The organism is Streptomyces sp. WAC07094 (assembly GCF_036320405.1).
Taxonomy (GTDB): Bacteria; Actinomycetota; Actinomycetes; order Streptomycetales; family Streptomycetaceae; genus Streptomyces; species Streptomyces lannensis.
In genome coordinates, this window is record NZ_JAVMJZ010000001.1 from 1,475,088 (window position 1) to 1,487,589 (window position 12,502).

Genomic DNA, 12,502 nt, shown 5'->3' on the forward strand with positions numbered 1-12,502 from the left:
ACGGGGGTTCAGGGTCGGCGGGTCGCGGTGACGGTGAGCCGCCAGGCGACCTCACCGGCCGGCGGTACGACGGCGGTGTCCCCGTCGTCGGCCGCGGCACGGTCGAAGACGCGGCCGAGCATCGGCTCGACGCCGATCGAACGGTAGGGCGCGTCCTGGGGGAAGCCGCCGAGGTTGCGCCAGAGGGCGACGGCGACCGGCTGGCCGTCGGCCTCGACGGACAGATGCAGCGTATCGGCGCCGTCGTGCACGGCCACCCGGGGGGTGAGCACGACCGCTCCCACGGCGCTCCCGTCGTCGGGGCCGAGCCGGTCGAGGGGTACGCCGTCGACGGCGGGCCAGACCCCGGCGGTCCAGCGGTCGCCCTCGTCCGGGTAGAGCCGGGTCACCGCCGGTCCCACAGCGCCGATCCGAGCGGCCTCGGAGAGGGCGAGCAGGGCGTGGGCGGCCCACACGAACCGGTACCCGGGCTCTGCGGCGAGTGTGTAGTCGGCGACGACCGCGTTCTCCCGCTCGCGGATGCGCCGGGTCAGGCGGAAGTCGGGGCACTCCACGACGTCCTCCTGACCCGCCCTGCGCCAGGGCCGCGACCAGGCGTCGCCGTGGTCGGGCAGTCCGCGCACGGTGGGCACGCACTCCTCCAGCCCCCCGGCGTCGGCGAAGGGGTCGCCGGGCCGGACCGCACCGCGACGGGGCTCGTCGCGGTGCCACAGCCACTCACGGCCGCCGGCGGTGAGCGATGTCCAACGCCCGCCGTGGTCCGCGTCGGTGAGGACGCGGACGGGCAGCGGCGTGCCGCTCACCATTCGGCGAAGGAGCCGTCGGCGTGGCGCCAGACGGGGTTGCGCCAGGCGTGGCCGGACCGGTCGGCGGCCCGCACCGCGTCCTCGTCGACGGTGACGCCGAGTCCGGGCAGTGCGGTGCGGTGCGCCTGGCCGTCGACGAAGCGGAAGGGCTCGGTGTCGACCAGGTAGGACAGCAGATCGGCGTCCTTGTTGTAGTGGATGCCCCGGCTCTGCTCCTGGATCAGGAAGTTGGGTGTGGCGAAGGCGACCTGGAGGCTGGCGGCGAGCGCGATGGGGCCGAGCGGGCAGTGCGGCGCCAGATGGGCCCCGAAGGTCTCCGCCAGCGAGGCGATCCGGGTGACCTCCGATATGCCGCCGGCGTGCGACAGGTCCGGCTGGGCGACCGCGACGCCCGCGGTCAGTGCGGGCAGGAAGTCGGCACGCCCGTAGAGCCGTTCACCGGTGGCGAGCGGCACGGGCGAGGCGGAGACCAGGCCGGGCAGCAGATGCGCCTGGTCGGGCAGGACGGGCTCCTCCACGAACAGCGGGTGCAGCGGGGCTATCTCGTGCAGCACCCGGCGCGCGTTGGCGGCGGCGAAGCGACCGTGGAAGTCGACGGCGACGTCCCGGTGCGGGCCGAGGGCCTCCCGGGCGGCCGCCACCCGCTCGACGACGGCGGCCGTGTCGGCTGGGCTGCCGATCGGCGGGGTGCGCCCGGCGGCGTTCATCTTGACGGCGGTGAACCCGGCTTCGACCTGGGCGGTGACCTCCTCCTTGAGCCGCTGGGGCTCGTCGCCGCCGACCCAGGCGTACACCCGTACCGTGTCGCGGACCGGCCCGCCGAGCAGGGTGTGCACCGGCACCCCGAGGGCGCGGCCCGCGATGTCCCACAGTGCCTGGTCGATGCCGGCGACGGCGCTGGACAGGACCGGGCCGCCCCGGTAGAAGCCGCCCTTGCTCAGCACCTGCCAGTGGTCCTGGATACGCAAGGGGTCCTGGCCCACCAGGTACTCCGACAGCACCTCGACGGCCGACCGGACCACCTCGGCCCTGCCCTCCACCACCGGCTCGCCCCAGCCGACGACGCCGTCGTCCGTCTCGATGCGGCAGAACAGCCAGCGGGGCGGGATGAGAAAGGTCTCGACGCGCGCGATCTTCACTGTGCCTGGCCGTCCTTCTGCTCGGGTGAACCGTCCGCGCCCTCGGGCGCGTTCGGGCCGCTGACCTTGTCGAGATCGCGCGTCGCCTGGTCGAGCAGGGCGCGCATGGCGCGTTCCGCGGCGTCCGGGTCCCGGTCGCGCACGGCGTCGAGGACGGCGCGGTGGCTGGGGACCGGGTCCTCGCTGTGCGGGGCGCTGTGCACGAGCTGGTCGCGCTGGGCGAGGCCCGACTCGATGACCATCTCCATGCGTTCCAGCAGTTCGTTGTGGGTGGCCGCGAGGAGCGCCCGGTGGAAGGCGAGGTCGGCCTCGACGGCGTGGTTGGCGCCGCTCACCTCGCCCATGGCGGTCAGTGCCGCCGCCAGGGCCTCCAGGTCCTCGTCGGTGCGGCGGGCGGCGGCGAGCCGCACGGCGGCGGGTTCGATGATGCCGCGGACCTCGCCGAGGTTGCGCAGCAGCGCCAGGTCGGCGCCGGTGCCGCTGCTCTCGGAGAACTGCCAGCGCAGCACGTCGGCGTCGAGCAGGTTCCAGTCCGAGCGGGGCCGGACGAAGGTGCCGCGCTTCTGCCGGGCGTCGACCATGCCCTTGGCCGCGAGCACCTTGAGCGATTCGCGCAGGGCCGTCAGGCTGACGTCCAGCTCGCTCTGCAGAGCCGCCATGTCGAGCGTCGCTCCCTCGGGGATCTCGCCGCTGAGCACCCGGCGAGCGAGGGTCTCCACGGTCTGGCCGTGCACTCCGCGGCGCGCGTATGGCGTCATGTGTTTGCCTTTCTTGCTGTTCGGTCGGTGGCCGGTGCGTCCGGTCCCGTCAGGCCGAGGCCTTGGTGACGCTCCAGCCGCCGTCCACGAGCAGGCTCGATCCGGTGATGTACGAGGCTTCTTCGGCGGCGAGGAAGGCGACGGCGGCGGCGACCTCCTCGGGGGTGCCGAAGCGGCGGGCCGCGGTCTCGGCGACGCTCGATTCGCGGTCGGCCTCCGGGACACGGTCCCAGGCGGCGGTCAGGATCGGTCCCGGCAGCACCGCGTTGACGCGGACGTCCGGGCCGTACTCGACGGCGAGTTGACCGCACAGCGACAGCAGTGCGCCCTTGCTGGCCGCGTACGCCGGGTGGCCGGGGATGCCCCGGTGGGCGTGCACGGAGGAGACGAGCACCACGGCCCCGCCGTGCTCGCGCAGATCCGGCAGTGCGGCCCTGACGCCGAGGAAGGCACCGGTGAGGTTGACCGAGAGCTGCCGCTCCCAGGAGGCCAGGCTGGTCTCGTGGGCCGGTGCGACGACCACCGTGTACGCGTTGCTGACCAGGACGCCCACGGGCCCGAAGCCGTGCGCGGTGGTGATCACCCGCTGCCAGTCGTCCTCGCTCGCCACGTCGGCGGCGACGAAGAGGGCGCGGGCCCCGTCCTTGCGCAGCCGCTCGGCGGTCTCCTCGCCGCGCTCGGCGGCGATGTCGACGAGGACGACGGCCGCGCCCTCAGCGGCGAGGCGTGCCGCGGAGGCCGCGCCGATGCCCGACGCGGCGCCCGTGACCACGGCGACGCGGTTGGTGAAGCGGGCGGCTGGATTCATGGGGTGGATCTTCTCCTGTTCGAGAGGCCGGTGGGGTGCAGATTCTTCCGCTGTCGTCACTGACGGGCCAGAACGGTCAACTCCGCGTCGTGCTGGGCGGTCCACGCGAACGGCAGCCCCGTATGGATCAGATACGCGCCGCTGTAACGGGTGCCGGTCACGGTGTCGGTGTAGACGGCGTCCGGGGCGAGGTCCCGCAACCGCAGCCGGGCGGGCCGTCCAGGCAGGAGGGGCGCACCGTCCAGCGGGCCGGTGTTCCATGCCGTCACCACCACACGGTCGCCGCCCGTTTCCTCGAACTGGACACCGCACGTCGGGTCGGCGGGGCTGCCCAGCAGACGGACATCGCCGTGGTGGACCACGTCCCGGATCTCCTTGTAGCGGGCGATCCACCGCGCGGCCTCGGCGCGCTGCTCCGGTGTCCAGTGGCGGATGTCGGCGCCGATTCCCAGTACGCCCGCCATGGAGTTGACGAAGCGGAAGGCCAGCGAGCGCGGCCGGGGGTCGAAGACGCCGGGGGCGTCGGTGACCCAGGAACTCATGGTGTGCGGGGCGTGCGCGTGGAGGTAGCCGTACTGGGTGCGCAGCCGGTCCATGGGCGCGGTGTTGTCGCTGGGCCACACCACGTCGGTGCGGGCGATGGTGGCGTGCTCGACGCGCGCGCCGCCGCCGGCGCAGCCCTCGACCGTGACGTGCGGGTGGGCCGTGCGCAGATGGTCCAGGACGCGGAGGTAGCCGGCGACGTGCGCGGCGTCGAGGTCCTGCCGCTCCGCGTCGGGGCCCGCCGGGTGGCCCGGGCGGCCGCGTTCGGTGGGCGGCCGGTTCATGTCCCACTTGAGGTAGCCGATGGCGTGCGAGCCGAGCAACCGGTCGAGGGTGGCGATGACGAAGTCCTGGACGTCCTCACGGCCGAGGTCGAGCAGGAGCTGGTTGCGCACGAGCGTGGCCGGGCGGCCGTCGATCCGGTAGACCCACTCGGGGTGTTCGGCGTAGAGCTTCGAGCGGGGGCTGATGCCCTCGGGTTCGACCCACAGCCCGAAGTCCATGCCGAGAGCGCGGACGTCCTCGATGAACCGGTCGAATCCGCCGGGGAATTCGGCCGGGTCCGGGTCCCAGTCGCCGAGGCCGCCGGTGTCGTCGGGGCGCCCGGTGAACCAGCCGTCGTCGACGACGAAGAGTTCGGCGCCGAGCTCGGCGGCGACCTTGGCGAGCTCCAGCTGGTCTTCGGCGTCGACGTCGAAGCCGGTGGCCTCCCAGGAGTTGTAGAGGACCTTGCGCGGCCGGTCGATGCGCTCGCCGGTCAGGTGCCGCTCGTAGCGGTGCCAGACGCGGGCCAGGCCGTCGAGACCGTCCGGGCTGAAGGCGCAGGCCAGACGGGGCGTGACAAGCGTGGCGCCGGGGGCCAGCAGGACGGCCCCTTCGTGGGGCACGCGGCCGGCCCGCACGCGCACCGCGCCGCCGGGCTCGGCATCGGCGGTGATCCGCCAGTTGCCGGACCACTCCAGCGCGATGCCGTAGGTGGGGGTGGCTCCCTCGGCCGGGGCGGCGGCGTCCTGGATCGCGAGCCAGGGGTGGTAGGCGTGACCCGCCGAACCCTGGGTGCTCTCCATCTCGAACCGGCCGCGCTCCAGTTCCACGTCCTTGAGCTGGAACTCCTGCGACCACTGGCCCGCCAGATACGTCAGCCGTGCACCGCCCTGGACGGGCACGTTGACCGCGGCGGAGTCGAAGCGTTCCAGGCGCACCTCGTCGTCACCGGTGCAGGTGAGCTCCGTCCAGCGCAGGACGACGTCGGTACCGGCCACCGTTTCGTAGCACAGGGTGGTGTGCAGCCCGAGGAGGTCGTCGGCGAACTCCAGGCGCAGCGCACGGTCGCCGTCCTGCGTGGCACCGGTGAACCGCCACCAGCTGCCGCGGTCGCCGCCGGGGCGGGCGGCGACCAGGTCGGCACCGGTGAACGGCCGCAGCCCGTACGGGATGTACTCGGCCGGCGCGGCGTCGGCGGGGGTGATGAAGTGGGTGCGGCGCGACCACTCCATGGGCGACGGTCCGTCCTCGGCGCCGTGCGGCCCCCAGGCGGCGAGTTCGGCCCAGCGTCCGTCGCCCCCGAGGGCGACGGCGTAGGTGGTGGTGTCGGTGCGCAGCAGCCACCGGTCGTGCGCGGTCACTTCACGGCTCCGAGGTTCAGTCCGGCCACGAAGTGGCGCTGGAAGCGGAGGAAGACGGCCACCGTCGGGGCGGCGGCGATCACCGAACCGGCCGCGATGACGTTCCACATGGACACGTACTGGCCCTGCAGTCCGATCAGCGAGGCGGTGATGGGCATCTGGGTGTCGGTGCGCAGCACCGTGATGGCCCACAGCAGGTCGTTGAAGATCCAGGTGAACGACAGGGCGGTCAGCGCGGCCAGCGCCGGGCGGGCCAGCGGGAGGATGATCCGCCAGTAGATCTGCCACGGGCCCGCGCCGTCGATGACCGCGGCCTGCTGGATCTCACCGGGGATCGACCGCATGAAGCCGTGCAGGACGAAGACGTAGAAGCCGACACCGAAGCCGACCTGCACCCCGATCAGGGCGTACAACTGGTCGTAGATGCCGAGCACTTCGCTCAGCTTGGAAACCGGGATCAGCAGGATCTGCGGGGGCAGCAGGTTGCCGCCCAGCATGAGCAGCAGCAGGACACGCCTGAAGGGCATGTCGTAGCGGCTGAGCGCGAAGGCCGCCATGGAGGCGAGGCCGAGCGACAGTGCCACGGTGGGGATGGTGACCAGCATGCTGTTGATGAGAGCGCGCTGCTGGCCGCCGTCCACCCACGCCTGGCGGAAGCTGTCGAAGGTGAACGAGTGCGGCCAGCTGCCCACTCCGTGCGCGGCGATGTCGTCGAACGTCCGGGTGCTGGTGATGAGCACGAGGACGATCGGCAGCAGCCACAGTGCGGACAGCAGGCTCGCGGTGAGGTGGAAGCCGGTGGTGCGCAGCTTGCGGCTGTGCAGCCAGGAGCGGCGGGGTGCCACGACCTCGGCGGGGCCGGCCTTGCTCTCGGTGTCCTCGCTGTGCGCGGTGGCGTGGGTGGCGGTCATCAGTCGGCCTCCCGGAAGGCGCGCACGAGGTAGCTCACGATGACGCCGAACGCCAGCACGAAGATGACGACGGCGAGTGCGGAGCCGTATCCCAGCCGCAGGGACTGGAACGCGGTGGAGTACATGTAGGTGCTCAGCAGTTCGGAGGAGTGGTAGGGGCCGCCGCGGGTGAGCGCCCACACCACGTCGAACGAGCGCAGCGAGTCGATGACGATCACCGACAGGACGACCGCGTTGACGCTGCGCAGCTGCGGCAGTGTGACGAATCGGAACTGCTGCCAACGGGAGGCGCCGTCGACCTTGGCCGCCTCGTAGAGGGCGGGGTCGATGCCCTTGAGGCCGGCCAGGTACAGCACCATCACATAGCCGACCTGGCGCCACAGCGCCGGCACGATCACCGCGTAGAAGGCGGTGTCCTGGTCGGCGAGCCAGGCGTGCTTCCAGCCGCCGAGACCCACGGCCTCCAGCACGTTGTTGATCAGGCCGTCCGGCTGGTACATGGCCTGCCACACCAGCGCGGTCGCGACCAGTGAGAAGACCACCGGCAGGAACAACGCCGCCCGGTAGAACCCGATGCCGCGCCGCTCCTTCTGGAGCAGCATCGCGGCACCGAGCCCGAGTGCGGCGGAGAGTCCGCCGAAGAGCAGCAGCCACAGCACCGTGTTGATCGCGGCGGTGCGGAAGACCGCGTCGTGCACCATCTCGCTGTAGTTGCCGAGGCCGACGAACTTCGGGGCGGCCAGGCCGTCCCAGGACGTCAGGGAGAGGTAGAAGCCCTGGAGCGCCGGCCAGAAGACCCAGAACGCCTCGGCGAGCAGCGGGATGAGAACGAAGGCCAGGACCACGGGGGGCACCCGCGTGGCCCTGGACCGTCGCGTGGAGCCGATCAGCGCCATTGTCACTGGCTCCAGATCTTCTGTGCGCTGCGCTGCCACGTGGTGAGGATCGAGCCGATCTCCTTGGGCTTGGCCAGGTAGTGCACCAGCGCCGTGTCGGCGGTCGGCTGGAGCGCGTCGCTGGAGTCGCGGTTGAAGAACTGGGTGATCTCCGCGGCGCTCTCGACGAGCTTGCGGCCCTTGGCGACCAGCGGGGTGCCGGCGTCCTTGGCGTCGGGGTGGGTGGGCAGCACGGTGCCCGAGGAGCTCTTGATGTACAGCTCCTGCGACTCGGCGGTGGCCAGGTAGCGCAGCAACTCCTTGACGCCGTCGGCGCGCTTGGTGCGGGCGCTGGCGAAGTAGCCGTCGGTGGGCGCCTCCTCGGCGACCGGCACCTTGGGGTCGATGATGGGGAACTGGAAGAAGTCCAGGTCGCCCAGTGCGTCCTTGGGCGCGGCGTCCGCGAAGAAGGTACCGATGAGCATCATGCCCGTACGACCCTGGAGGAGGGCGGTGGTGGCGTCCTGGAAGGGGATCGCCGTGCCGTTGGGGTCGAAGTAGGGGCGGGCCTCGTCCCACTTGTCGAAGACCTTGCGGACCTCGGGGTCGTCGAACCGGTGCTTCCCGGCGAGGAGTTCGCGGTGGTACGTGGCACCGTTGACGCGAATGTTGAGGTAGTCGAACCATGCGGAGGCGACCCACGGGGTGTCGCCGCCCGCGCCGAGGCCGATCGGGGCGACGCCCTTGCTCTTGAGCTTGTCGCACAGGTCGAGGAACTCGTCCCAGGTCTTGGGCTCCTGCACGCCCCACTTCGCGAAGTTGGACTTGCGGTAGAACATGCCCCACCAGTAGTAGCTGGTGGGCACGAAGACCTTCTTGCCGCTGGAGGCCGAGGTGCACAGCTTCTTGAGCGCGTCGGAGTAGCCGGCGAGCTCGGGCTTCGTCCAGATGTCGTCGAGCTCGAGGAGCAGGTCCTTCTTCGCGTACGACTCGGCGACGGAACCGGGGTACCAGGTGTAGGCGTCCGGCGGGTTGGCCGACGTGAGGTAGGTCGGCAGCTGCGTGCGGAAAGTCTCCGACGCGACGGTGTTGAGCTGCGCCTTGGTGTCGCCGCGCTTGCCGAAGGCGGCGACGATCTGCTCCATCGCGGTCTTGGCCTGCGGCGAGGAGAGGTTGGACTGCAGGGTCACGGGACCGCCGGACTTTCCTCCGGAGGCGGACGGGCTCTGGGTGACGCAGCTGCTGAGCAGCGCGCCGGCGCCGACTGCGCCCGTTCCTATGAGGAATCTGCGGCGGGTGGCGTTGAAGGCGGTCATCTGTGCACTCCCTTGGTGCCCACGGAACGGAGCTTGAGGCCCCCTGACGGCCCGGCTCCGGGCGCGGCAGGCACAGCCTGGCGCAGTGGTCAGGGGGCCGTCAAGATTAATTACTAATTTATTTTCTGGAGAGGTGTGCCTCCGGGGCCGGAGAAGACCCCGAGGCACACCTGTCACTGCCGGGCGATGCCGGGTCGAGCGGTTTTGCGGTGGTGCGGTCATGCGGTCTTGCGGTGGTGCAGTCATGCGGTCTTGCGGGATGCGGGTCGACGCCGGTGGAACGGGGTGGAGCAGGTCGACGCCGGTGGAACAGGGTGGAACGGGTTGACGCGGGTGGAACAGGGTGGAGCGGTTGGGCGCCGAGCTCAGAGCCCGGTCTGGTGGACGCGCCCGTCCACTCCGCGGAAGGCGGCCAGCACGCCGCCGTCCGGCCCGGCCACGGCACCGAGCGCGCCGTCGAAGGCACCGCTGACGAACTGGTCGACCTTGCTCCAGCCGGCCCAGTCGCCGGACGCCGTCCAGCCGCGCTGCCAGAGCGTGTAGTCACCGGCACGGGCGTACAGGTGCACCGTGTCCCCGGAGACCACGAGCGTCGGGCTGCCGCTGATCGTGCCGCCGAGAGCCGTCCAGTCCGACCAGGTGCCGGCGGCGTCGCGGGTCCGCGTCCATACGGAGTCGTCCGAGGTGCGGACGGCCACGTGCAGCCGGCCGGCGTCGTCCACGACGCCCGACGGACGGCCGTAGAACGCCTTGTCCTGCGGGGCGCCCTGCGAGGTCCAGCCGGAGGCCGGGCCGCGCGACCACAGCTTGCCGTCCGCGCCACGGGCGAAGAGCGTCCAGTCGTCAGGACCGGCGAACGCGGCGGTCGGCGCGTCCGTCAACCTGCCGCCCAGGCTCTGCCAGCGACCCCAGTGCCCGTTCGTGAACACGCGCCGGTAGGCGGCGTCGTCGGTGCCGCGCACGAAGACGTCGATCCGTCCGCCCGACGAGGCGTACGCGGCGGGCTGGCCGAGGAAGCGGCCGTGCGTAGGGCCGCCCAGTCCGGTGGTACGGGACTTGGACCAGTCACCGCCGCGCGCGGTCTGCGCCCGCAGCGACCCGTCCGTGCCACGGGTGAAGGCGGTCAGGGTGTCACCCTCGCGCACCAGCGCCGGACTCGCCGAGGAGCGGCCGGGCAGCTGCGCACCGGGGGCCTCGTCGGTGCCGGTCAGCTTGAGGAAGGCGGTGCCGTGCGCGGGGACGTGCACCGTGTACGAGCCGGAGAACGTGCCGCGCGAGATGCGGGCCCGCAGGTCACGGACGGAGACCTTGCCCGTCAGACCCGCGTCGGCGAAGTTCACGGTGCGGTCCTGCGCCTGGTCGGACCGGTTGAGCAGGACGACCGCCCGCTTGCCCGCGCCCTGGAGCACCTTGCTGTAGACGTCGCCGACGGAGTCGGTGGCCACACGGGCACCCTGGATGCCCAGCGGGTCCTGGTCGACGGCGAGGATCTCGGGGTTGCGCAGTGTGTCGAGCATGGACTCCGGCAGCGTGCGCGGGTCACTGCCGATGACCAGCGGCGAGGCCATCTCGGCCCACATCACGAACTGCGTGATGGACTCCTCCTCCGTCAGCTCGTAGCCGCCCTCGGCGAGCTTGCGCATCGGGATGAGGTAGTCCGGGTCGTTCCAGTGCCCGGGACCCTGGGCTTCGGGGTGCCAGGCGTTGGCGTCCATGCTGCGCAGGATGTTCGGCCACTCCCCCGCGGTGGGGCTGCCCCAGGCGAGGTCGGTGCCTGTCCGCCAGGAGTCGGCGGTGGTGGGCCCGTAGACGAAGGCGTTGTGCGCGTCCTGCTCGGGGGTGTGCGGCATGCCCCAGTCGTCGGTGAGCGGGTTGCACAGGTTGAGCAGCATCTTGCGGCCGGTCTTGGCGACGGCATCGCTGAACTGCTTGAAGGCCGGGCCCGGGTCGAGCCCCGCGCCGATGCCGCAGAGGAAGTCGACCTTGATGGCGTCGACCTTCCACCCGGCGAACTGGCGGGCGTCCTCGTCGTAGTGGCCGCGGCTGCCAAGGCCGCACCACTTGCCGCCGTCGTACTCACCCGCGTCGGTGTAGATGCCGGCCTTCAGGCCGCGCTTGTGGAGGTAGTCCACCAGCGCGGGTATGCCGGAGGGGAAGCGCGTGGGGTTGGCCACGAGCCGGCCCGTCTGCGGATCGCGAGGCTGGTCGGCCTGCCAACCGCCGTCCAGCCACACGATGTTGTAGCCACTGTCGCGCAGCCCGCTGCTGACGAGGTAGTCGGCGACCTTCTTGACCTGGTCCTCGGTCGGGGCGCCGAGCCCGTAGTAGGTGTTCCATCCCATGTACGGCGTGGGGGCCAGGCCGCTGTCGTAGAACTGCGGCGCGCCCTGGTCGTCCGCGGCGTGCGCCGCGGGAACGGCCGACCCGACCAGTACCGCTGCGCCGAGCACCGCCGCGGTCCGCCGCACGCGCGCCATGCCTGCACGATGCGAAGCCACTGAAGTCTCCCGAGAGTTGGGGGTGCGAGACACCCCGCTCCGTTCATCCCGGGCGCCGGTGCCACGGCGGAAACTGTGCCCAGAGCCCTCAAGCCTGTCAATATTAATTGCTAATTAACTTAAAAACGGGATCTCAAAGTGACGTACCCCCTTCGTCGCCGAGGGTTCCCCAGGCCACGGCGATGCCCTGACCCGGGCGTGGGCACGCCGAAGCCGCCGTACGACCTGCCTCATGGCCGTACGGCGACTGCGGCGCCCGTCAGGTCCTGTCCGGGCCGCATTCCCTCACGGGGTGACGTGGCCCGGACTACGCGCGGTCCGCGTGCGGCGTGCGGGCCGGACCTCACGCCGGGTCGGGGTTGTGCTCAGGCACCGACGGCGGTACGTCCGGCCACGTAGATGCGGGTCTGTTCGGCAACGCGGCGGCCCAGGTGCTCGGCGGTGGCTATGTCCGCCTTGTGGACTTCCTCGGGACCGTGGTCGGTGTGGGTCTGGGCGCCCGCGCCCAGGTAGAAGCCGAGGCGGTTGAGATCGTCCTCGGAGGCGGTGGAGCTGTTCCAGCCCGGGTGCAGGCCGAGGTTGACCCACGTCATGCCGTGCTGGGCCGCCAGGACGGTGAAGTACTGGAGTGTGTGCAGCTTGTCACCGCTCTTGGCTCCGGAGTTGCTGAAGCCGGCGGCGAGTTTGTTCTTCCACGAGTGGACGAACCATCGCTTGGAGGTGGTCTCGGCGAACTGGTGGAAGGCGCCGGACGCCGTACCCATGTAGGTCGGCGAACCGAAGACGATCGCGTCGGCCGCGTCGAGCAGCCCCCACTGCTCGTCGGTGATCTCGTCGACCTTGATCAGGTGGACGACGGCTCCGGCCTCCGCGGCACCGTCACGCACGGCCTCGGCCAGCACCGTCGTGTGGCCGTAGCCGGAGTGATAGGCGATCGCGACGACGGGGTTGGTCATGAAAGTTCTCCTCCTGGCAGTGGGGGGTGACGACTCCCTGCGGGAGCCGAAGGCCGACACTCGTCCGTCAGGGCGGCTCGGAATCGGCCTGCTCCAACCAGGACCGGACAGCCTCCCCATCCGTGACAGAGGAGGAGGCGCGTGCGGATGAGCACCTTTCGTATCAGGGGCGGGCCCCGCGTCGGGAGCGCGCACCACGTTCGGCCGCCGACGAGGCCCTACTGCAAGGGGTGACCGGCACCCGACCGTCAGTCACCACTCAGGACC

At 71.4% G+C, this 12,502-nt stretch carries 10 protein-coding genes; all 10 read right to left on the bottom strand.

Annotated elements, in window-relative coordinates; all coding sequences use genetic code 11:
• Positions 1–8: 8 nt before the first annotated feature.
• The 10 genes from RCR19_RS06500 to RCR19_RS06545 all read right to left on the bottom strand — a co-directional run bounded on the left by RCR19_RS06500 (position 9) and on the right by RCR19_RS06545 (position 12,235).
• Complete coding sequence (locus tag RCR19_RS06500; protein ID WP_331264230.1) at positions 9–806, bottom strand: hypothetical protein; 798 nt, start codon at positions 804–806, stop codon at positions 9–11.
• Positions 800–1,945, bottom strand: a complete 1,146-nt coding sequence (gene dgoD, locus RCR19_RS06505) for a galactonate dehydratase (RefSeq protein WP_331264231.1) — start codon at positions 1,943–1,945, stop codon at positions 800–802. The genes RCR19_RS06500 and dgoD overlap by 7 nt, the downstream gene beginning before the upstream one ends.
• Complete coding sequence (locus RCR19_RS06510; protein ID WP_331264232.1) at positions 1,942–2,703, bottom strand: FCD domain-containing protein; 762 nt, start codon at positions 2,701–2,703, stop codon at positions 1,942–1,944. The genes dgoD and RCR19_RS06510 overlap by 4 nt, the downstream gene beginning before the upstream one ends.
• Before the next feature lie 49 nt (positions 2,704–2,752).
• Positions 2,753–3,511 (bottom strand): SDR family oxidoreductase, encoded by a 759-nt coding sequence (locus tag RCR19_RS06515; protein ID WP_331264233.1) that lies wholly within the window; start codon positions 3,509–3,511, stop codon positions 2,753–2,755.
• 56 nt (positions 3,512–3,567) lie between these two features.
• Positions 3,568–5,679, bottom strand: coding sequence for an alpha-galactosidase (locus tag RCR19_RS06520; protein ID WP_331264234.1), 2,112 nt, complete (start codon positions 5,677–5,679; stop codon positions 3,568–3,570).
• Entirely contained in the window at positions 5,676–6,590 is a 915-nt protein-coding gene (locus tag RCR19_RS06525; protein ID WP_331264235.1) for a carbohydrate ABC transporter permease, read from the bottom strand. Before RCR19_RS06525 ends, RCR19_RS06520 begins: the two co-directional genes overlap by 4 nt.
• Entirely contained in the window at positions 6,590–7,486 is an 897-nt protein-coding gene (locus tag RCR19_RS06530; protein ID WP_331264236.1) for a sugar ABC transporter permease, read from the bottom strand. The genes RCR19_RS06525 and RCR19_RS06530 overlap by 1 nt, the downstream gene beginning before the upstream one ends.
• A 2-nt stretch (positions 7,487–7,488) precedes the next feature.
• Positions 7,489–8,781 (bottom strand): ABC transporter substrate-binding protein, encoded by a 1,293-nt coding sequence (locus RCR19_RS06535; protein ID WP_115976720.1) that lies wholly within the window; start codon positions 8,779–8,781, stop codon positions 7,489–7,491.
• Positions 8,782–9,146: 365 nt separating this feature from the next.
• A complete protein-coding gene (locus tag RCR19_RS06540) occupies positions 9,147–11,258 on the bottom strand; it encodes a glycoside hydrolase family 27 protein (RefSeq protein WP_331264237.1) in 2,112 nt (703 codons plus the stop codon).
• 386 nt (positions 11,259–11,644) lie between these two features.
• Positions 11,645–12,235 (bottom strand): flavodoxin family protein, encoded by a 591-nt coding sequence (locus RCR19_RS06545; RefSeq protein WP_331264238.1) that lies wholly within the window; start codon positions 12,233–12,235, stop codon positions 11,645–11,647.
• Positions 12,236–12,502 lie beyond the last annotated feature (267 nt).

Excerpts from the sequence above, each read along its gene's own strand:
- RCR19_RS06500 (WP_331264230.1), bottom strand. The coding sequence starts at position 806 with ATGGTGAGCGGCACGCCGCTGCCCGTCCGCGTCCTCACCGACGCGGAC.
- RCR19_RS06510 (WP_331264232.1), bottom strand. The coding sequence starts at position 2,703 with ATGACGCCATACGCGCGCCGCGGAGTGCACGGCCAGACCGTGGAGACC.
- RCR19_RS06515 (WP_331264233.1), bottom strand. The coding sequence starts at position 3,511 with ATGAATCCAGCCGCCCGCTTCACCAACCGCGTCGCCGTGGTCACGGGC.
- RCR19_RS06525 (WP_331264235.1), bottom strand. The coding sequence starts at position 6,590 with ATGACCGCCACCCACGCCACCGCGCACAGCGAGGACACCGAGAGCAAG.
- RCR19_RS06530 (WP_331264236.1), bottom strand. The coding sequence starts at position 7,486 with ATGGCGCTGATCGGCTCCACGCGACGGTCCAGGGCCACGCGGGTGCCC.
- RCR19_RS06535 (WP_115976720.1), bottom strand. The coding sequence starts at position 8,781 with ATGACCGCCTTCAACGCCACCCGCCGCAGATTCCTCATAGGAACGGGC.
- RCR19_RS06540 (WP_331264237.1), bottom strand. The coding sequence starts at position 11,258 with ATGGCGCGCGTGCGGCGGACCGCGGCGGTGCTCGGCGCAGCGGTACTG.
- RCR19_RS06545 (WP_331264238.1), bottom strand. The coding sequence starts at position 12,235 with ATGACCAACCCCGTCGTCGCGATCGCCTATCACTCCGGCTACGGCCAC.